Here is a 20,311-nt window from a genome sequence, read left to right as displayed (position 1 = left end):
CCTACGCCAGGCCCTACACCTCAGAGACCGAACGCGTTGCCGCCTTCGAGCCCTGGCTGCACCACTACAATCACAACCGAGGCCACACCTCACTCAAGGGTCAAACACCCGCTAGCCGCGTCACCAACCTCCGTGGGTAATACACCTAGATACGAAGAATGAGCATGTCCATGGCGCCTGCCCGGGCGCGGGGACGAAGAATGAGCATGTCCCGAGTTCGGGCAGGAGGACCTCCGCTTCGGCCAGTCCTATAGGATTTGAACATGCAACCAGCTTCCGGGAACCTGCCTAAGATCCGCCCCGCGGGCCGAACCGTCAGCCGCCAGGTCCTGGCTGATCACGTCTATGAGGAGCTTCTGGCGTCACTCATGGACGGTCGGCTCGAACCCGGGGCGGTGGTGAGTATCGACGGCACCGCCAGGGAACTCGATGTGTCACCGACGCCGGTACGGGAAGCGCTCGCCCGGTTGGAGCACACCGGGATGGTGCGCCGCGTGGCACTCAAGGGCTACCGGGTCGCGCCCGTCTTCACCCAGGAAGACTTTGCTGAGCTCATGGAGGCACGCCTGGCGATTGAGCCCGTCAATGCCCGCCTCGCGTGCGCCCAGTTGACCCCCGAGCACCTCGCCGAGCTGGCACGGGCAGTCGCCGACCTGAAGACAGCGCCGCGAGGACCGTCGTTTGCCGAATATCGCGACTACCTGGAAGCTGACGAGAGGTTTCACCGGCTGATCGCGGAATTCACCGGCAACCAGTTCATGGTTGCCGCCTACGCGGCGCTCGGAGGGCAGGTGCAGCGCTTCCGACTCTTCGGGGGCGTGGGTATCACCGACGCCGAGTTTGCCATTGCCGAGCACCAGTCCGTCCTGGATGCCTTCGCCTCCGGTGACCCGGAAAAGGCCGCACTTGCCATGGCTGATCACGTGCAAAAGGTGCGTGGCCGCGCCATCGCCGACGCCCCCGCGGGCTGACCGAGGGCCGGCCTCCTTCCACGTAGTCAGGAAGAGTTCCCGACGGGGATGCACGGGGACTCCTCCGCGCCGCGACGGCTCCCTGTAGGATCTTCGATTCCCGCCGGTATCCGCAATGTGATCTTGACAACACTCCCTTGATAGTAAATCCTATAGGAAACAGGATTCCACGAAGGAGTGAACCATGGCCTATACAGCCGAGAACTGGCCGATCACCGCAGCCCTGCTGCAGTTCCCCGGCGTTGATGCCACGGGAGCCGAGATCAACGACGCCGACGCGGCGGCCTGGGCCGCTGTGCTTCAGGAAGTCAAGGATGCCGGCTTCACCAACGCGGACCTCACGGACAGCTGGGTGCGTCCGGGCGACCTGAGCTCCGCCCGTCTCGCAGAATTCAAGGAGACCGCAGAGAACGTCGGCATCGGCATCCCCGTCATCTCCGCCATCCGCCGCAGTGTCATCGAGGAGCGGAACTGGGAGGCCAATCTGGCGTACAGCCACCGCACTATCGACGCCGCCGCCGAACTGGGCTGCGAGGTGGTCTCCTTCGGACTGCACCAGGCGCTCACCCCCGAGCAGCGGAAGCAACTCTGGTTCTGGACCGTCGAAGGACACAAAGACCCGGTGGGGGACAAAGAGACCTGGGGCAAGGCCGTCACCCGCCTCCGGGAACTCGGCCGGCACGCAGCGGAGGCCGGGATCCTCCTCTCGCTCGAAATGTACGAGGACACGTATCTGGGCACCGCGGATTCGTCCGTCCAGCTGGTCCAGGACATCGGACTGGACAACGTTGGCCTGAACCCCGATCTGGGCAACCTGGTCCGGGTCCACCGCCCGATCGAGGACTGGCGCGAGATGGTGGCCAAGACCCTCCCGTACTCCAACTACTGGCACATGAAGAACTACATCCGCGATGAGGACGTGGCCCGCGACATCTACGTGGCAATGCCCGCCCCGATGGAAAGCGGCCTGATCAACTATCGCGAGGCCTTCCGGATCGCCCTGTCGGTCGGTTTCCAGGGCATCCTCTGCACCGAGCACTACGGCGGCGACGGTCTCAGCGTTACGGCCAGCAACCAGGACTACCTCCGACGCCGGATCCTGCCCAGGACCGACGGCTATACCCTCGGCCAGAGCCAGGTCGCACAGGGCCGGCAGAAGCCCGCCACCGCGGAACTCGCCAGCGTCTGACTCGGCGCTTGGTGCGGCCGTCAAGCTATTTGGGGGCGGCCGCACCATCCAGCTCCACCGCAGCAATACTTCCCACCACGGATTCAATGAGGAACCATGACCCAGATCTTCGACAACCCCGCTGACTTTGCGGATGAAGCGTTGGACGGCTTTGTGGCAGCCAACCGCGGGTACGTTGCCCGCGTGGACGGCGGCGTCGTCCGTTCCACCGAGGTACCGGCCGGGCAGGTGGCACTCGTGGTCGGCGGCGGGTCCGGCCACTACCCGGCCTTCGCCGGACTCGTGGGACCCGGACTCGCCGCGGCCTCGGCCTGCGGCAATATGTTCGCGTCCCCGGCCGCCGGCCAGGTCTACCGTGTGGCCAGGGCCGCCAACGCCGGCGGAGGCGTGCTGCTGAGCTACGGCAACTACGCCGGGGACGTCCTGCACTTTGGCCAGGCCCAGCTCCGCCTCAACGCCGAAGGCATCGAAACCCGCACCGTCCTCGTCACGGACGACATCGCCAGCGCCCCGCTCGACCAGATCGAAAAGCGCCGCGGAATCGCCGGCGACCTGACGGTCTTCAAAATCGCGGGCGCCGCCGCCGAGGCCGGCTTGGACCTGGACACCGTTGAACGGCTCGCCATCCGGACGAACTACCGCACCCGGTCGCTGGGCGTGGCCTTCGACGGGTGCACCCTGCCGGGCGCCGACGCCCCGCTGTTTTCCGTACCCGCGGGACAGATGTCCCTGGGCCTGGGCATCCACGGCGAACCGGGGATCTCCGAGCACCCGATGCCCACCGCCTCTGAACTCGCCGAACTTCTGGTCACCAAACTGCTCGCCGACAAGCCCCACGACGCCGGCCGCCGGGTCGTGGCGATCGTCAACGGCCTCGGCACAGTCAAGTATGACGAGCTGTTCCTGCTGTTCGGAAAAATCGAAAAGCTCCTCCTCGCGGCCGGACTCACCGTGGTGGAACCGGAATGCGGCGAGCTCGTCACCAGCCTGGACATGTCCGGGCTCTCCCTGACCCTGCTCTGGCTCGACGACGAACTTGAGCGGTACTGGGCCGCCCCGGCAGACACCCCGGCATTCCGCAAGGGCAACCTGGCACCGCGTGCCCTCCGCCAGCTGGCCGTTGCGGACGCGGAAGCGGCGTCCGACGTCGAACGCCCCACCGCCGCCGCGGCAGAACTCGGACGGCAGGCAGCCGCCATGCTCCGTCAGGTGCGGGACGCCGTCGTCGAGCACGAGGACGAACTGGGCCGGCTGGACGCCATCGCCGGCGACGGCGATCACGGCATCGGGATGCGGCGCGGCGTCGACGCGGCGGTCGCAGCCGCTGAGCGGGCGGCCGCGGACGACGCCGGCGCATCGGCCGCGCGCGTCCTGGCGTCCGCCGGGGAGGCCTGGAGCGAACGCGCCGGCGGTACCTCCGGCGCGCTCTGGGGATCGGCGGTCATCGCTGCAGGACTGACACTGGGAAACCGGGACAGCTACAGCGGCGAGGACGCGGCAGCCACGATTACCGCTTTCGTCGCTGCGATCACCGAACTCGGCAAGGCGGAACCGGGGGACAAAACCATGGTGGACGCCCTGCTGCCTTTTCGGGACACCTTCCTCACGGCGTCCGACGACGGCGCTACCGTGGCCGAAGCGCTCGCCGCGGCCGCCGCCGCCGCCCGGACCGCCGCGGACGCCACCGCCAAACTTCGCCCCCTGAAGGGTCGTGCCCGGCCGCTCGCCGAAAAGAGCCTGGGACATCCGGACCCGGGAGCAGTTTCATTCGCCCTCATCGCAGCAAGGATTTCCGCACACACCGACAGCCGGGTCGCTAACCCCGAACCGGCCCAGCAAGGAGCACAGGCATGAGCACAGCAGCAGGCTGGCGCATCGTCGTCGGAAACGACGAAGCCGGCGTCCAATACAAGAACGCACTCAAGGCACTGCTCGAAGCGGATCCCCGCGTCGCGTCCGTGCAGGACATCGGAGTCGGCGCCAATGACACCACCGCATACCCGCACGTCGCCGTTGAGGCCGCCCGTAAGGTGGCCGAGGGGGACGCGGACCGTGCCCTCCTGATTTGCGGCACCGGCCTGGGGGTAGCCATCGCCGCCAACAAAGTCCCCGGCATCCGCGCCGTCACCGCCCACGACAGCTACTCTGTGGAGCGGTCCGTGCTCAGCAACAACGCCCAGGTCCTCACGCTCGGGCAGCGCGTCATCGGCCTGGAACTCGCCAAGAAACTCGTCAGCGAATGGTTGGGCCACCGCTTCGACGAAACCTCTTCCTCCGCCGCCAAGGTGGACGCCATCTGCTCCTACGAGCCCGAATACACGAAGGCAGTCTGACCGTGACCGAATCAGCAAATACCGCATCCGCCATTAACGCCGCCCGCAAGATCGCCGTCGTCGGCTCCGGATACATGGGCGGCGGGATTGCGCAGGTCCTGGCGCTCGGCGGTGCCCGGGTCGCCCTGGCTGATGTGTCCGCCGAAGTGGCGCAAAAGAACTACGAGCGGCTGCTGGCCGAATCCGACGAATTCGTCGCCGCCGGGCTCTTCCCGCAAGGCTCCACCGCCATCCTGAAGGAGAACCTCTGGGCGGCCAAGGACATCGAGGAAGCAGTGGCGGACGCCGACTTCATCGAAGAAGCCGTCCCCGAGGTCATTGCGATCAAGCACCAGACGCTGGCGCGCATCAGCGCTGCCGCCCGCCCGGACGCCATCATCGGCTCCAACACCTCCACCATCTCCATCGCGGAGCTCTCCGAGCCCGTCGCCCATCCGGAGCGGTTCCTGGGCGTGCACTTCTCCAACCCGTCACCCTTTATCCCGGGTGTGGAAGTCATCCCCCATGCCGGCACCTCGGCGGCCACGGTGGGCGCCGTGTGCGAACTGGTCCACGCCGCCGGCAAGCAGACCGCGGTCGTCAAAGACGTCACGGGCTTCGTGCTCAACCGGCTCCAGTACGCCTTGTTCCATGAGGCCGCCCAGCTGGTGGAGCAGGAGATCGCGACGGCGGCGGATATCGACACGCTGGTCCGCACCACCTTCGGCTTCAGGCTGCCGTTCTTCGGACCGTTCGCCATCGCCGATATGGCAGGGCTGGACGTCTACAACTTCTGCTACAAGTCGCTGCAGACGGAGTTCCCGGAGCGCTTTGCGACGCCAAAGATCCTCAGCGAACTCGTCGACGCCGGGAAGCTGGGCACCAAGACCGGTGCAGGTTTCCTCAACGTCCCCGCCGAGCGCACACCCGAGCTCATCGCCTACCGGAACAAGGCGTACGTGGCCATGCAGAAGCTCATCGACGAGCTCGGCCCCGCCCCCATCAACTGATCCCCGCTACTTTCATACTTTCAGGAGCAACTCCATGAGCACTTTCCCCGCAGAACGCACCGCGATCATCACCGGCGCCGTATCCGAGCGCGGCATCGGCCGCGCCACCGCCAACTACCTTGCCGCGCAGGGCTGGAACATCGGCATCATCGACCTCGATGACGCACGCTGCAAGGCGGCGGCCAAGGAACTGGCCGCCGAGCACGGCGTCAAGGCGTTCGGCGCCGGCGCCAACGTGTCCGATGAAAGCTCAGTCCGGGCGGCAATCGACGCTATCGAGGCCGAATTGCCGCAGATCGTGGCCCTGGCCAACGTGGCCGGCGTCAGTTCCCCCGTCCCGTACCTCGAACTCGACGCGGCCGAGTGGGACCGGGTCCTCAGCATCAACCTCAACGGCGTCCACTACGCCACACGCCGCGTCGCCGAATCCATGGTCAAGAACCGAATCGGCCGCATCGTGAACATCTCCTCCGTCTCCGCCCAGCGCGGCGGCGGCACCTACTCCAAGACGCCGTACTCGGTGGCCAAGGCCGGCGTGATCGGGCTGACCCGCTCCACCGCCCGCGAGCTCGGCGAATACGACATCACCGTCAACGCCATCTCCCCGGGCCCCATCGACACTGACATCATGGGCGGCACCCTGAGCCAGGAACGCAAGGACGACCTCACCAAAGACCTCGTGGTGAACCGGGTGGGCTCCACCCGGGACATCGCGGCCGCCATCGCCTTCCTCATCAGCGAGGACGCCGGCTACATCTCCGGCCAGACGCTGAATGTGGATGGCGGACTCTACATGCACTAAGGAAGAAGCACCGTGGCACAACGCAGCCAACCGCCCGCAGCCTCCGGATTCGGGTCCTGGAGCAAGGGCCGGAAGATCTACCTCGCCGTCGGGATCCTGGCCTGCCTGGCCGGGATCATGATGATGGCTTTATCACGCTAGACACGTTCTCCCGGCCGGATCCGGCTTAGCGGCATCCGGCCTTTCTCCACGCAACTGGTTCACCCCACCGCGTTACACCACTGATTGCTCGACGAGGAGTTTTTATGTCCGTAACAACAACATCCACCAAGGAGCTGTTGGAATCGCCGGTCCTTAAATCGGCCATTTCCAAAGCCTCCCGCCGGCTTATGCCCATGCTGGTGATCCTTTATGTGGTCGCCTTCCTGGACCGCACCAACGTGGGCTTTTCCGAGGCGGCCCTGGGCGTGGACAAGGGCATTAGCGCCGGAGCCTTCGCCCTCGGCGCCGGGATCTTCTTCATCGGTTACGCCCTTTTCGAAATCCCGAGCAACCTGCTCCTGACCAAGTTCGGGGCGAAGGTGTGGTTGGCCCGCATCGCCATCACCTGGGGCATCGTGTCCGCCTGCTTCGCGTTCGTCCAGGGCGAGACGTCGTTCATCGTCCTGCGGTTCCTGCTGGGTGTCACCGAGGCCGGGCTGTTCCCGGGCGTGATCATGTTCCTGGCGGCATGGTTCCCCAACAAGGTCCGCGTCAAGATGTTCGCCATCTTCTACCTGGCCCAGCCGTTCTCCCAGATGATGGGCGCACCGCTGTCCGGCTGGCTGATCAACATCGGCGACCAGGTGCCCGGAGTCGAGGGCTGGCAGGTCATGTTCTTCGTCGAAGGCGTGCTGGCGGTAATCGCCGGGGTCGCCGCCTACTTCTTCCTGATCAACAGCCCACAGGACGCCAAGTTCCTGAAGAAGGACGAGAAGAGCGCCCTCCTGGAGGTCATGGCGCTGGAGGACACTGTCAAGGAAGAGTCCGGCCCGCGCGGCGTCCTTGCCGCCATGAAGAACGGCAAGGTCTGGTACTTCACCGTCATCTACTTCTGCCTGCAGATCGCTGTCTACGGTGTGACGTTCTATCTCCCGCAGCAGGTGGCGCAGCTGACCGGCCAGAAGGTGGGCCTCGCCGTCGGCCTGATGGCAGCCATCCCATGGTTCTTCGGCATCTTTGCCTGCTACTTCATCGGCAAGGCCGCCAACACTTTGGTCCGCCGCCGCGTCTGGGGCACCGGGCTGTTCATCTCCACCGGCCTCTGCATCTTCGTCTCCGCATGGGCCGGCACCAACCACCTCCCCGCACTCGGTATCATCTTCATCACCCTTGCCGTGTGCAGCTTCCTTTCCATCGGCCCTATCGCGTGGTCTTACCCGACGGCGTTCCTCACCGGAACGGCCGCCGCCGCGGGAATCGGCCTGATCAACTCGCTCGGAAACCTGGGCGGCTTCGTCGCGCCGATCATGCGCACCAGCGTCAACCAGATGGCGGCGGACTCCACCGGCTCCGCAGGCATCTTTGCCCTGGGCGTGCTCCCGTTCCTCGCGGCCATCATGATGTTTGCCACGAAGAAGTTCCGCAACAAGGCGGATGAGCTGCTGGAAGACTAAAGCCTCCCAGCGCCCTTCAACTGGATCCAGCGGAAAGCACCAACAATGTCGCAGCAGCACCACCCCGGCCCGACCACCGGCGGCAGCATCCTAGTGGGTGTCAGCACCAAAATGTACCTGGGATACCAGGACAGCCTGGACTGGCTGGAGCGGCTGCGGCACGAAGTCGACGCCCGTCCGGCCCTCACGGCCGGACGGGTTGTACCGTTTGTCATTCCCTCGTTTCCTGTACTGCCCGCCGCCGCCCGGCTGCTGGCCGGTTCGGGGGTTCTGCTGGGTGCCCAGAACTGCGGCTGGGCCGACGGCCCCTGGACTGGAGAGGTTTCCCCGACCATGCTCGCGGAGCTCGGGGTCCGGCTCGTGGAAATCGGCCACGCCGAGCGCCGGCGTCACTTCGGCGAAGGCGAAGCCATGATTGCGCGCAAGATCAGGGCCGCCAATGACGCCGGGCTCACGCCGTTGCTGTGCGTCGGCGAGCCCGATTCCAGCGAACCGGAGGCGGCAGCGGGCTTTGTGTACCGCCAGATCGAGTCGGCGGTCGACGGCGACTGGAACCTCGCCGCCGGGCTGGTCATCGCGTACGAACCCGTCTGGGCCATCGGTGCGGCGGAGCCCGCAGCTCCCGGGTACGTGTCCGACGTCGTGCGGCAGCTCCAGGGCCGCCTCGCCGCCGCCGGAGTGCCTGGGCTGCCGGTCATTTACGGGGGTTCGGCCAAGCCAGGGCTCCTGCCGGTGCTCGACGGCGTCTCTGGTCTCTTCCTGGGCCGGTTCGCCCACGATCCGGCGAACTTCGGAGCGGTGCTGGATGAAGCACTCCTGCTGGCGGAGGCCTTCCCCGCGACGGACGCTGCCTCTTCCGATGCCTCTTCCGCTGCCCGCCGGACCTAGGTTCCCGTCGCGCGGACCCCCACCGCTGGACATGTCCCTCGCCCGCCACGAACAGTGGGCAGAATGCCATCTTGCCCACTTTTTGAGGCTAGAAATGGGCATGTCCCCCGGAGCGGGGCTCGGAAAATGGGCATGCTCCCTGTTCTGGAGCCGGCTGCACCCGGAAAATGGGCGTGCTCCGGGCGCGGGGAGTGAGCAATGCCCCTAGGAGTTGGGCGGCGCTGACCTCTGGCACAGGCCGATGAACCCGCCCAGCTGCTCCAGGCCCTCGGGATGCGTGGGCAGATAGTTCGTCAGTTCGGGCGCGCGGACAATCACGGCGCGCCACTGACCGCGGGAGACGGCGACGTTGATCCTGTTGCGTGAGAGCAGGAACTCCATGCCTCTCGGCGCTTCGGCCACGGCTGAACACGCCATGGACACTATTACTACGGCCGCTTCCTGGCCCTGGAACTTGTCGACGGTGCCCACCCGGACCTCCGACAACGCGGCCCGGTCCAGGGCGTCACGGATCAGGTTGACCTGGGCGTTATACGCGGCCACCACGAGTACGTCGGCAGCTTCGAGCGGGCGGGTGCCATGTTCGGTATGCCACGCGAGGCCCAGGTGCCGCCGCACTTGCAGGACGACCTCGGCCGCCTCTTCGGGGGAGCGGGTGATGTTGCCGCTGTGCTCGACGAGGACTGTTTCGATGCCCGCAGGCACACCATCGAGGCGCCGGCGGTCAGCGGCCGGAGCTGAATGCAGCCGATTCTCATACGAAAGATCGGACACTGCCCGGCACAACTCGGACGTCATCCGCCATGAGTCCGCCAGGAAATAGCCGAGCTCGGGCGGCAACGTGGCGTGGCCGGACGATATCCAGCCTAGGGCCGACTCGTCGACAGGTTCCGGGTGCGAGCCCTGGCTGACCTGCGGCAATTGTTGGGGGTCACCGAGCAACAGCAGACGGCTGCTGGCCTGCGCCACGGCCAAGGTGTTGGCCAGGGAGAACTGGCCGGCCTCGTCAATCACCAACAGGTCCAGCGAACCGGGCGGCACGGTGGCGCCGGTCATCGTCCACGCAGTGCCGCCCACCAGGGCTCCACCTGGTGAGCCGAGCAGCCGGGCGACGTCCTGAGCTGCACGCTGGTCCCAGGACAGCGGCTCCTGGTGCTTCACATCCTTGGCGACCCGGGCGGGATCGACCCCGGCCTTGGTCACCGCGGTCTTCAGCAGGTTTTCCACGACGGCATGGGACTGGCCGACGACGCCGACTTTCCACCCGCGGGCCACCAGCCGGGCGATGACGTGCGAGCCTACATGGGTCTTGCCGGTGCCGGGCGCCCCCTGGACGGCGACGTAAGAACAGTCCAGGGCTTCAACGGCTTCGGTGATGGCGTCGATGAAGCGGTCTTCACCGTCACCGGGTGCGGGCAACGCCCGGCCCGTTGACAGCCGTGGCGGTATCCGACGCATCAGGTCCAGCGCGGGATGGCGCGGGAACGCATCCCCGCCCGCCGCACGCAGCCCGGCCGCGACGTTGTCAGCCAAAAGCGCGAGGGCATCTTCAAGGCTTTTCGTCTGGATGGGCTGATCCTCGGTCAGCGCCACGGGCAACTGCGAATAGGGCTCGACGTTCCGGCGAAGCTTGTCCCGGATGATGACTGTGTCCTTGCCGTCTTCGTGGCCAAGCTCAAGGATCTCGGTCCCGAACCAGCCGTTCCGCCCGGTACCGTCAATCCCCGTGCCCTCAAGTCCGGCGGGGAGCGGCGGCTCGTACATGCGGAACCAGGTGCTGCCCTCGCGAAGGTCCGAGCCCGGAGTCACCGTGCCGATCAGCTGGACCCTGCGTTCTGGAAGCTTGGCGCCGTCCTTCCACCAGCCGTCCAAGGCCGCCGCCTCCTCGACGAGGAAGACATTCCGGTCCTGCTGGTGCGTGTCCGGGCCGTTCTCGCAGCGGTCAAAATGCGCCCACCAGAAGGCCTTGCGTTCGCGCCGGTGATAGCTCACCGCCGCCGCCAGCATCGCAACCGCCTTCCGGTCCGCCTCGGGAAGGCCCGTGCCAGTGTCGGCGAACTCCGCCAACGTCCGTTCGGCCGGGCTGAGGACCGGATCCGTGCCGGCGGCGCCGGAAACGGACTGTTCACCGTCACCGGCGCCGCCACGGTCAGCTGCGCCTCCCGCGCCTCCCGCGCCGCCACCGGCGGCCCCGCCGCCGCGGCCGCCGGGTCCGATAGCGGGCTCCCTGGCCAACCCCACCAGCCAGTTCCGGAGCTCCAGCGTGGACAGGCAGTCGTATTCGTTGTAGTCGGCGATCCCGGCAAGGATGGCGGCGGCCTCTTCGTCGCGGCCATCCTCACGGGCATCGCAGTACTGGGCGTAGGCAACCACGGACGCGCCGGCGTCCTTCACGTCCCCGGAGCGCAAGTTGGTTCCCATGTAGAGCGGTTCGAGCTTCTTGATGCTGTAGGAGTTTTCGGAAATGCGGATGCTGTTGCGGACGGTCTGGTACAGGTCCACCAGGAGGCCATCCCGCAACCACTGGTCCACGGTGTCCTCGCCGGCAACATGCATGACGGAGAGCTTCCGCAGCGCTGTTTTCTCGTAAGCGGCGTAGTGATAGACGTGCATGTCCGGGTATTCCTGGCGACGTTTCTCGACGTAGGCCAGGAAGTCGAGGAAGGCCTGCTTCTCGGCCTGCCTGCTGTGGGCCCAGAACGGCTTGAACACGCCCTCGGCGCCCGGACGGGTCGGTGCTTCGATCACGCCGAAGAGATACTCAAGCCCCCAGACACCGGTGGTGCACTCCTGCCACAAAGGGTCGCCCTCGAAGTCGAAGAAGATGTCGCCCGTACTGGGCTCAGGGAGCTCGGCAAGTGTGTTTTGCGGGACAACACGGTAGCGGATGGTGTGGTCTTCACCGTCCTTGAAGTACCTGACGCTGCCGTCTGCGCTGCCGACACCGCTTTGCATCCGGGCCTGGTCCTGCAGCCGCAGCAGCGCGGCGTTCGCTCCCGGAAGTGGGGCTTCGGCCAGTTCCTTGACGGTGAAAATGCCGTCTTTGTGGAGTGCCTTGCGCTGGGCCGAGTTCATCCGCGCCACCAAGAGCAGGTCATCGGTGGCCTTGACCAGCTCCTGGCAGTAGTCGCAGCGCCCGCAGGCCGTGATGCCGGGCGCGCCCCACCGCACCGGCCCGGGTTGATTCCGGTGCGCGGCGGTAAGGGCAACGAAGCGGTCGCGGCGCTCGCGGAAGACGGGCAGGATTTCCGCCAGTTTGTGGTTGCTGCGGACGTAGTCGAATCCGCCGTCGGCCGTCGCCACCGTGGCGCCGAGGACGAGCGTGACGTCTGGATCCGGCGTTATCCCCGCCTTCAGCAATTGGTCCCCGTAGGCGGCAAGCTGGAGAAGGGCGGTTACTTTCGCGTGGCGCGCCAGTTTGGTGTCGAACACGGCGTAGCTGCCGTTGTCCTGCCGCACCAGGAAATCCGAGCGGCCATGGAACACGCCGTCAAAGAAAGCTGCCTGGAATACGACGTCGGCGCCCGAGCGCAGGGCGTCGATGGACTCGGCGTGCTTGGCCAGCAAAGTGGCACGGTCCATCGTTCCGGCCGGAACGACGTCGTACACGCCGCGTCCCGTGGCCGGCTTCCACTCCCCGAACTGGTCCAGGAATTTGTCCAGGACTCTGTGCTCATGGACGTCGCCGAGCGCTGCGGTCCGCCCCAGCATTTCGTCCTCGTCGAAGACGGCCTTGGGGGAGCGGCCCAGCTTTTCGTCGAGCTTGCGCAGCAGCTGGTACTCACAGCTCGCAGCCACCACGAGGTCACTTGCGGAGAAGACCAGATCCGGTGCGGAACCCGGAAGTTCCGGTTCAAGGAGAAACACTGTGCCCCGCTATCTGCGCCGTTGCCTTTGATGACCTACTGCCAAGCTATCAAAGCCCTCCGACAATCCCGCCAGCGCCCGCCGCCCTTCCAACATCGCGTCCGGCACCGGCCGGCCCTGTTCCTCGTCGGTCCCCGGGCGTATCGTCTGAAGACGATGACTGAACAGCAGCCCTACGAGCTTGTGCAGCGATTCCCGGACTTCGAGCTGCGGCGCTACCCTGCGCACACGGTGGCGGAAGTAGAAGTCAGCGCGTCCTTTGACCGTGCGGGCAACGCCGCCTTCCGCCACCTTTTCAACTACATCAGCGGCAACAACACGGCCCGGCAGTCGCTGGCGATGACCGCGCCCGTGGTCCAGGGCGCCGCGCCGTCCCGGAACGCTTCCCAGAAGGTGCAGATGACGGCGCCAGTCCTCCAGTGCGGGCCGTTGGATGGCGGCCCCACGAGCGACGGCGAACCGGAGGAGGGCGCGTACGTGGTCGCGTTCGTACTCCCTGCCGGAATGACCGAGGACGCGGCCCCCGTCCCCGCGGACCCGCTGGTCAAGATCCGGACCGTCCCGGGATCGACTGCGGCCGTCCTTCGCTTTTCCGGCAGCGGATCCAAACCTGCCTTCGCGAAGCGCAATAAGGAGCTGCAGGACGCCATCGCCGCGGCCGGCATGACAGCCTGGGGGCCGCCGCGGTTTGCCCGGTTCGACCCGCCGTTCAAGCCCTGGTTCCTCCGCCACAATGAGGTCGTCCAGGATGTGGAGCAGGGCCCGGGTGGCGGCACCGCCTAGGGCCGGATGATGCCGTAGGGCAAAATGGCAGGGTGACCCAACTCCCGCAGCGCCCCGCCAGTTCAGCCTCCGCACCGCCGCCCCGGACTCCGCCCGCCAAGACTCCGTCCGCCAAGACCCAGCTCCCCAAGACCCCGGCTCCGCAGACCCAGGAGTCCGGCATCGCCGGGCAGATTGCCGGCGAGCTCGGCGTCCAGGCCTGGCAGGTCAAGGCCGCGGTGGACCTGCTCGACGCCGGGTCCACGGTTCCCTTCATCGCCCGGTACCGCAAGGAAGCCACCGGAACGCTGGATGACACGCAGCTCCGAGAACTGGAGGAGCGGCTGCGCTACCTGCGCGAGCTCGAGGACCGGCGTCGGACCATCCTCGAGGCGATCGCCGCCCAAGGCCAGCTGACCCCGGAACTGCAGGCCGCCGTCGTCGGCGCCGACACGAAGTCGCGGCTGGAGGACATCTACCTGCCGTTCAAAACCAAACGACGGACCAAAGCGCAGATCGCCCGCGAGGCCGGGTTGGAGCCCCTCGCCGATGCCCTGCTGAAACGGCCAGAGCTGGACCCGGAGCGCGAAGCCGACAAGTACCTGAACGCAGAACATTCGATCGGTGATGCGGCCGCGGCCCTCGCGGGTGCCCGGTCCATCCTGGTGGAGCGCGTCGCGCAGGACGCCGATCTCGCGGCGACGCTCCGGGAACGGCTCTGGACCCAGGGGCGGATGGTATCCCGGGTGAAGAAGGGCAAGGAGGCCGAGGGCCAGAAGTTCAAGGACTACTTCGAGTTCTCCCAGGCGCCGTCCGGCATGCCGTCGCACCGCGTCCTGGCGCTGCTGCGCGGGGAAAAGGACGGGGTGCTGGAGGTAGACCTCGCCGAGGCGGAGCCGTCCGACGACGCCGCCCTCGCCGCCGCCCGCGGCCGTTACGAAGCCGCCGTGGCCAGGTTCCTCGGGGTCTCCGACCGTGGCAGGGCCGCCGACGCCTGGCTGCTCCAGACGGCACAGCAGGCCTGGCGCCCGCGGGTGCTGGCCCGGCTGACGGGCGACCTGCGCAGCCGGATGTTCAGCGCCGCAGAGGACGAGGCCGTGCGCGTGTTTGCGGCCAATCTTCGGGACGTGCTGCTCGCCGCTCCCGCCGGGAACCGCGCCACCCTGGGCCTCGACCCCGGGTTGCGCACCGGCGTGAAAGTCGCGGTAGTGGACGGCACTGGCAAGGTCGTGGCAACGGACACCGTCTATCCGCACGCACCCGCCCGGAAGTGGGATGAGGCGCGGCGGACGCTCCTGGGCCTGGCGCGGCAGCACGGCGTCGAGCTCGTCGCGATCGGCAACGGCACCGCGTCGAGGGAGACCGACAAGCTGGCCGCGGAGCTGCTCAAGCAGCTTTCGGGTCCGCTCGGGTCCGCCCCTGCGCCCCAGAAGCTCGTCGTGTCCGAGGCCGGCGCCTCGGTGTATTCGGCGTCGGCGCTCGCCGCGGCGGAACTGCCGGGCATGGACGTGTCCCTGCGCGGGGCGGTCTCCATCGCGCGGCGCCTGCAGGATCCGCTCGCCGAGCTCGTGAAGATCGAGCCGAAGTCAATCGGCGTCGGGCAGTACCAGCACGATGTCACGGCGGCCAAGCTGGACCGCAGCCTCGACGCCGTCGTGGAGGACTGCGTGAACGCGGTCGGCGTGGACGTGAACACGGCCTCGCCCGCGCTGCTGAGCCGGGTGGCCGGCGTCGGGCCGCTGTTGAGCGAGAACATTGTGGCGTACCGGAACGAGCACGGCCCGTTCAACAAGCGCAGCGACCTGAAGAAGGTCCCGCGGCTCGGCGCCAAGGCGTTTGAACAGTGCGCCGGCTTCCTGCGGATCACCGCGGGAGCGGAGCCGCTGGATGCGTCCAGTGTGCACCCCGAGGCCTATCCCGTGGCACGGAAGATCATGGCGGCCGCGGCGAAAATCCCGTCCGGGGGAAACTACGCGGCCCTGAACCTGCAGGACTTTGTGGACGGCGCCTTCGGCCTGCCCACCGTGCGGGACATTGTCGCCGAACTCGAGAAGCCGGGCCGTGACCCGCGTCCGGCGTTCGCAGCGGCAACGTTCTCGGAGGGCATCGAGAAGATTTCGGACCTCAAGCCCGGCATGATCCTGGAGGGGACCGTGACCAACGTGGCGGCGTTTGGTGCGTTTGTCGACGTCGGTGTTCACCAGGACGGGCTGGTGCACGTATCCGCCTTGGCCAACCGCTTCGTCTCCGACCCCCGCGAAGTGGTGAAGTCCGGGCAGGTGGTCCGGGTCAAGGTGCTCGAGGCCGATCCGGAGCGGAAGCGCATCTCGCTGACGCTGAGGCTCGACGACGAACCGGCACCATCCGGGGGACGCCAGGCACCATCCGCCGAGCGGCCGGCGCCCTCCGCGGGGCGCCCGGTCACGCGGAACGGTTCCCAGCAGGACCGCCCGCGACAGGCCGCCAGGGTGCCGCGCCCAAACGATGCGCAGCACTGAGCCGCGCAGCCCAACGCTTCGCAGCCCAGCGCTTCACAACCCAAAGCCGCCCTGCCCAAATCCCTTCAAGAGAACGCCGCCCCGTCAACACCGCCATGGCGGAGGCCCTGCGGAAAGCCGGGCTCGGGAAGTAGCGCACCACCGCTTATCGCTCAATCGCTACCGTTCGGCGCAAAGATAGGATGTTTGCTTAGTATCTGCACCATGATTGCCGGAGGCAACGGTCTCTGATGGGGCCTTTGGCCTCTATGCCACTGGGACACCGAGGTCTTCGACAAGCAAGGGGAGCAATTATGGGCTGGCTTGACCGTGAACGAACTATCGCCCCGCCGGGCTTCAACCGCTGGCTCGTTCCGCCCGCCGCGCTCGCGGTGCACCTGTGCATCGGTCAGGCGTACGCGACGAGCGTCTACAAGACGGCGCTGGTGAAGCACTTCGGGGCCAGCCTGACCCAGATCGGCGTGATCTTCTCCATCGCGATCGTGATGCTGGGCCTTTCCGCCGCCATCATGGGCACGTGGGTGGACAGGAACGGCCCCCGCAAGGCGATGTTCACCTCCGCGGTTTTCTGGGCCAGCGGCTTCCTGATCGGCTCGCTCGGCATCTTCAGCGGGCAGCTGTGGCTCGTGTACTTGGGCTACGGCGTGGTCGGCGGCATTGGCCTGGGCATCGGGTACATCTCGCCGGTCTCCACGCTCATCAAGTGGTTCCCGGACCGCCCCGGACTGGCCACGGGCATGGCCATCATGGGCTTTGGCGGCGGCGCACTGATCGCCAGCCCCGTCTCCACGGCGCTGCTCAAGCTGTACGATCCCAACTCCGGAGCCAAGGGCTGGGTGGCCAGCGGCGACTCGGTGGGCAAGCTCTTCCTGACCCTCGCAGTCATCTACCTGGCCTACATGCTGTTTGGCGCCTTCACCATCAAGGTGCCCGCTGAAGGCTGGAAGCCAGCCGGGTTCGACCCCGCCAAGGCCAAGACCTCCAAACTCGTGACCACAGACAACGTCTCGGCTTCCAACGCGGTCAAAACCCGGCAGTTCTGGCTCGTATGGGTTGCCCTCTTCTGCAACGTGACGGCAGGCATCGGCATCCTGGAACAGGCCGCGCCCATGATCCAGGACTTCTTCCGCAAGCCCGACGGCGTATCCCTGGTCAGCGCCGGCGTCGCCGCCGGGTTTGTCGGCCTGCTGTCCATCGGCAACATGGCCGGCCGTTTCGCCTGGTCCGCCACTTCCGACGTGACGGGCCGCAAGCGCATCTACATGGTGTACCTCGGTGTCGGAGCCGTGCTCTACACGATGCTCGCACTGGCGGGGTCCAGCACCACCGTGCTTTACGTGGCCCTCGCCTTCCTCATCATCTCCTTCTATGGCGGCGGTTTTTCCACGGCCCCGGCGTACCTGCGGGACCTTTTCGGCACCTTCCAGGTCGGCGCCATCCACGGACGCCTCCTTACCGCATGGTCCGCGGCGGGCATCGCCGGACCGCTCGTCGTCAATGCCTTCCTGGACGCCCAAGGCAAGCCCGGCCAGCTGAATGCGGCGTCGTACCAGCCCGGGCTGCTGACCATGGTGGCGCTGCTGGTGGTTGGCTTCGTGGCCACCCTGTTGGTCAAACCCGTGGACGCACGCTTCCACGAACCACGCCCGGACCACGTCCGGCCCGAAGAACCTGCAATGGAGGCCTGAGATGGGTGCTGAAAAGATGTCTGACGAAACACGGTCACCGGGAACACGGCCCGTGGGAACGCAACCCCCGGAAAAACTGTCGGCCGGAAAATTGACCGTCGCCTGGGCCCTCGTCGGGATTCCACTCGCCTACGGGGTATTCCAGACCCTCACCGGTGTGGCGGCGCTGTTTGGCTGACACCGTGACCACAAAGTCCCAATGGTCCGGCACTGACATGGCCGCTCCGGTGGCATTCACGCCCCCGGACACGTTCACGACGCGGCCGACGCTCCAAGGCACCTTCGGCATGAGCGCTTCCACGCACTGGCTGGCGACGGCGGCGGCGCAGGCGGTGCTGGAACGCGGCGGTAACGCGTTCGACGCCGCCGTTGCGGGAGCCTTCGTGCTGCACGTCGTGGAGCCGCACTTGAACGGCCCGGGCGGGGACATGACCGGGGTCTTCGTCACCGTGGAGGAGCCGGGCCGGCCCGTTGTCCTGATGGGCCAGGGGCCGGCGCCGGCGGCCGCGACACCGGAGCATTACCTCGCCGAGGGCCTGGACCTGGTTCCCGGCTCCGGTGCCCTGGCCGCCGCGGTGCCTGCCGCCGTCGACGCCTGGCTTTTGCTCCTTCGCGACCATGGGACGTGGGAGCTCGACGCCGTGTTGGAGTTCGCGATCGGCTACGCGCGGGACGGTCACCCAATGCTCGGGCGGGTCGGCACCACCATCGCCGCCGTCGCCGCCCTGTTCCAGGAACACTGGCCCACGTCGGCCGAACTCTGGATGCCCGGCGGGCGGGTCCCCTCCGCAGGCGCGATGGTGCGCAACCCTGCGTATGCCGGGACGTTGCTGCGGCTGGTGGCGGCGGGGGAGTCGCTGCCAGGAGCTGGCATTTCACGGCAAGCGCGGATCGACGCGGCCCGGCGCGAATGGAGGGAAGGCTTTGTAGCCCGGGCCATGGTGGAGTCCGTCCAGACCCCGCACCGGCACTCCTCCGGTACGGACCACCAGGGCGTGCTCGCCCTGGGTGACCTGGCGGACTTTGAGGCAGGCTACGAGCCTGCCGCCACGATAGAGTTCCGCGGATACACGATTGCCAAGACCGGGCCGTGGGGGCAGGGGCCGGCGCTGCTGCAGACACTCGCCATCCTTGAGGGCTTCGAGGACCGCTACCTCGACCCCTCCACCGAACTCGGGGCCCACACCATCCTGGAGGCGCAGAAGCTGGCACTCGCTGACCGGGAAGCGTACTACGGCGACACGGATGTGCCGTTGGACTACCTGGTATCCGCCGCGTACTGCGCGGGACGCCGTGAGCAGATCGGGGAGCGGGCATCCCTCGAGTTCCGGCCGGGCACTGTTCCCGGCCGGGTGCCCTACCTGCCGCCGCTGCGCACCGAGTACACGCCGCCGGCGCTCGCCGTGTCCGGACGGGCGGCCCCCGCCGGGTTGGGTGTCGGCGAACCGACCGTGGCGCCGACGGGGGAGACACGCGGAGACACCTGCCATATCGACATCGTGGACCGTTGGGGCAACATGGTCTCGGCGACTCCGTCCGGTGGCTGGCTGCAGTCCTCGCCGGCGATCCCGGAGCTTGGCTTCTGCCTGGGCACCCGGCTGCAAATGACATGGCTCGAACCGGGCACACCATCCACCCTCACACCGGGGAAACGGCCCCGCACCACCCTGACGCCGACGCTGGTGCTGCGGGACGGAGCAGCCGTCACCGCGCTTGGTTCCCCCGGTGGCGACCAGCAAGACCAATGGCAACTGCCATATCTGCTGCGGACGATCGTGGGTGGCTACTCGCCGCAGCAGGCCATCGATGCTCCCGCGTTCCATACGACGTCGATGCCCGGCTCGTTCTGGCCGCGCTCCTGGGAGCCAGGCGGTGCCGTCGTTGAGGACCGGCTGGGTGAGGACGTCATCGCTGGCCTGGAGAGGCGGGGGCACGTCGTCACCCGGGCGGGCGGTTGGACGCTGGGCCGCTTGTCTGCCGTGACGCGGGATCCGGCGACCGGAGTGCTGCAGGCCGCCGCCAACCCGCGGGGCGCCCAGGGGTACGCCGCAGGACGGTAACTGCTGGGGTGGGCAGCAGGCGGACGGCAGCAGGCGGACGGCATCCGAGCTCAGACAGCGATGGGGAGGTCGGCGGGTTTGAAGTAGTGGTTGCGGCGGGGGCGTTGCTTGGGGTCGAGGTGGGGTGGCGGGATGAACCAGGGGATCCCGGTGCGGACCTGGATGGTCCAGTGTTCCTTGTGGATCACGTGGTGGTGATGGGAGCACAGCAGTGCCCCGTTGTCCGTGCCGGAGGTGCCGCCGCGGGACCAGTACGTGATGTGGTGGGCTTCGCACCACGGCGCCGGGATGGTGCAGCCGGGGAACGCGCAGCCCTGGTCCCGGGCGGTGAGGGCTTTGCGGATATGGGGCGGGAAGATCCTCGAGGCCCGGCCGATGTCCAGGATCCGGCCCCCGCCGCCGAGAACGACGGGGATGATGTCCGCGTCGCAGGCGATCTTCCGGACCGTGGAGGCCGTGACCGGCCCGGTGAACAGCAGGGTCCCCGTGTGCTCCAGTGCCCCCTCCGCAGGTGCCGGACCCGCGGTTGCCGGGCCTGCCGGGCCTGCCGGGCCGCCGCCTGAGCCAGCCGTTTCCGGGCCGCCGGCCGAAGCGCCCAGGCGGTCGAGCCGGGCCAGGAGGTCGCGGTAGTCGATGGTGACCATGACCTGCGGGCGCAGCCCGCCGGTG

Annotated in this window: 16 protein-coding genes and 1 pseudogene; 15 read left to right on the top strand and 2 right to left on the bottom strand. The window is 67.4% G+C overall.

Translation table 11 applies throughout. From position 1 onward, the window contains the following. The 10 genes and pseudogenes from AC1DCZ_RS18470 to AC1DCZ_RS18425 all read left to right on the top strand — a co-directional run. Positions 1 to 140: pseudogene (locus AC1DCZ_RS18470) on the top strand (IS481 family transposase); the annotation flags it as partial. A gap of 123 nt (positions 141 to 263) precedes the next feature. Then, a complete protein-coding gene (locus AC1DCZ_RS18465) occupies positions 264 to 971 on the top strand; it encodes a GntR family transcriptional regulator (protein ID WP_476975878.1) in 708 nt (235 codons plus the stop codon). Positions 972 to 1,155: 184 nt separating this feature from the next. Continuing rightward, complete coding sequence (locus tag AC1DCZ_RS18460) at positions 1,156 to 2,160, top strand: sugar phosphate isomerase/epimerase family protein (RefSeq protein WP_476975877.1); 1,005 nt, start codon at positions 1,156 to 1,158, stop codon at positions 2,158 to 2,160. Between the two features lie 96 nt (positions 2,161 to 2,256). Next, a complete protein-coding gene (gene dhaL, locus AC1DCZ_RS18455; protein ID WP_476975876.1) occupies positions 2,257 to 4,014 on the top strand; it encodes a dihydroxyacetone kinase subunit DhaL in 1,758 nt (585 codons plus the stop codon). Continuing rightward, entirely contained in the window at positions 4,011 to 4,493 is a 483-nt protein-coding gene (locus AC1DCZ_RS18450) for a ribose-5-phosphate isomerase (protein WP_476975875.1), read from the top strand. The genes dhaL and AC1DCZ_RS18450 overlap by 4 nt, the downstream gene beginning before the upstream one ends. Before the next feature lie 2 nt (positions 4,494 to 4,495). Next, entirely contained in the window at positions 4,496 to 5,482 is a 987-nt protein-coding gene (locus AC1DCZ_RS18445) for a 3-hydroxyacyl-CoA dehydrogenase family protein (protein WP_476975874.1), read from the top strand. Positions 5,483 to 5,516: 34 nt separating this feature from the next. Next, positions 5,517 to 6,284: an SDR family NAD(P)-dependent oxidoreductase gene (locus AC1DCZ_RS18440; protein ID WP_476894637.1), complete on the top strand. Its 768-nt coding sequence runs from the start codon at positions 5,517 to 5,519 to the stop codon at positions 6,282 to 6,284. A 12-nt stretch (positions 6,285 to 6,296) separates the two neighbouring features. Next, entirely contained in the window at positions 6,297 to 6,425 is a 129-nt protein-coding gene (locus tag AC1DCZ_RS18435; RefSeq protein WP_476894636.1) for a hypothetical protein, read from the top strand. Between the two features lie 104 nt (positions 6,426 to 6,529). Further along, positions 6,530 to 7,879: an MFS transporter gene (locus AC1DCZ_RS18430; RefSeq protein ID WP_476975873.1), complete on the top strand. Its 1,350-nt coding sequence runs from the start codon at positions 6,530 to 6,532 to the stop codon at positions 7,877 to 7,879. A 45-nt stretch (positions 7,880 to 7,924) separates the two neighbouring features. Then, complete coding sequence (locus tag AC1DCZ_RS18425) at positions 7,925 to 8,767, top strand: triose-phosphate isomerase family protein (protein WP_476975872.1); 843 nt, start codon at positions 7,925 to 7,927, stop codon at positions 8,765 to 8,767. 204 nt (positions 8,768 to 8,971) lie between these two features. Here the strand turns inward: AC1DCZ_RS18425 and AC1DCZ_RS18420 are convergent, their stop codons facing one another. Beyond that, positions 8,972 to 12,634 (bottom strand): TM0106 family RecB-like putative nuclease, encoded by a 3,663-nt coding sequence (locus AC1DCZ_RS18420; RefSeq protein ID WP_476975871.1) that lies wholly within the window; start codon positions 12,632 to 12,634, stop codon positions 8,972 to 8,974. Between the two features lie 156 nt (positions 12,635 to 12,790). Here AC1DCZ_RS18420 and AC1DCZ_RS18415 point away from each other — a divergent pair, with 156 nt between their 5' ends. From AC1DCZ_RS18415 to AC1DCZ_RS18395, 5 genes are all read left to right on the top strand, one after another. Next, positions 12,791 to 13,417, top strand: coding sequence for an SOUL family heme-binding protein (locus tag AC1DCZ_RS18415; protein ID WP_476975870.1), 627 nt, complete (start codon positions 12,791 to 12,793; stop codon positions 13,415 to 13,417). Positions 13,418 to 13,449: 32 nt separating this feature from the next. After that, entirely contained in the window at positions 13,450 to 15,894 is a 2,445-nt protein-coding gene (locus AC1DCZ_RS18410; protein ID WP_476975869.1) for a Tex family protein, read from the top strand. Between the two features lie 293 nt (positions 15,895 to 16,187). Then, on the top strand, positions 16,188 to 17,582 hold the full coding sequence (locus AC1DCZ_RS18405) for an OFA family MFS transporter (RefSeq protein WP_476975868.1): 1,395 nt from the start codon (positions 16,188 to 16,190) through the stop codon (positions 17,580 to 17,582). Between the two features lie 52 nt (positions 17,583 to 17,634). Next, positions 17,635 to 17,760 carry an MFS transporter small subunit gene (locus AC1DCZ_RS18400; RefSeq protein ID WP_476894630.1) on the top strand — a complete coding sequence of 42 codons (126 nt, stop codon included), beginning with the start codon at positions 17,635 to 17,637 and terminating at the stop codon, positions 17,758 to 17,760. Positions 17,761 to 17,869: 109 nt separating this feature from the next. Then, complete coding sequence (locus AC1DCZ_RS18395; protein WP_476975879.1) at positions 17,870 to 19,642, top strand: gamma-glutamyltransferase family protein; 1,773 nt, start codon at positions 17,870 to 17,872, stop codon at positions 19,640 to 19,642. A 50-nt stretch (positions 19,643 to 19,692) separates the two neighbouring features. Here the strand turns inward: AC1DCZ_RS18395 and AC1DCZ_RS18390 are convergent. Further along, positions 19,693 to 20,311: HNH endonuclease (locus tag AC1DCZ_RS18390; RefSeq protein ID WP_476975867.1), on the bottom strand; the 619-nt coding region annotated here is incomplete at its 5' end.

The sequence above is a fragment of the Arthrobacter sp. 10N418 genome (genome assembly GCF_056394725.1).
Note: the sequence above shows the minus strand (reverse complement) of the source record. Positions and strands in the feature narration are given on the sequence as shown.

Coding starts and splice junctions, on each gene's coding strand:
- AC1DCZ_RS18465 (WP_476975878.1), top strand. CDS start 264: ATGCAACCAGCTTCCGGGAACCTGCCTAAGATCCGCCCCGCGGGCCGA.
- AC1DCZ_RS18460 (WP_476975877.1), top strand. CDS start 1,156: ATGGCCTATACAGCCGAGAACTGGCCGATCACCGCAGCCCTGCTGCAG.
- dhaL (WP_476975876.1), top strand. CDS start 2,257: ATGACCCAGATCTTCGACAACCCCGCTGACTTTGCGGATGAAGCGTTG.
- AC1DCZ_RS18450 (WP_476975875.1), top strand. CDS start 4,011: ATGAGCACAGCAGCAGGCTGGCGCATCGTCGTCGGAAACGACGAAGCC.
- AC1DCZ_RS18440 (WP_476894637.1), top strand. CDS start 5,517: ATGAGCACTTTCCCCGCAGAACGCACCGCGATCATCACCGGCGCCGTA.
- AC1DCZ_RS18430 (WP_476975873.1), top strand. CDS start 6,530: ATGTCCGTAACAACAACATCCACCAAGGAGCTGTTGGAATCGCCGGTC.
- AC1DCZ_RS18425 (WP_476975872.1), top strand. CDS start 7,925: ATGTCGCAGCAGCACCACCCCGGCCCGACCACCGGCGGCAGCATCCTA.
- AC1DCZ_RS18415 (WP_476975870.1), top strand. CDS start 12,791: ATGACTGAACAGCAGCCCTACGAGCTTGTGCAGCGATTCCCGGACTTC.
- AC1DCZ_RS18405 (WP_476975868.1), top strand. CDS start 16,188: ATGGGCTGGCTTGACCGTGAACGAACTATCGCCCCGCCGGGCTTCAAC.
- AC1DCZ_RS18395 (WP_476975879.1), top strand. CDS start 17,870: ATGAGCGCTTCCACGCACTGGCTGGCGACGGCGGCGGCGCAGGCGGTG.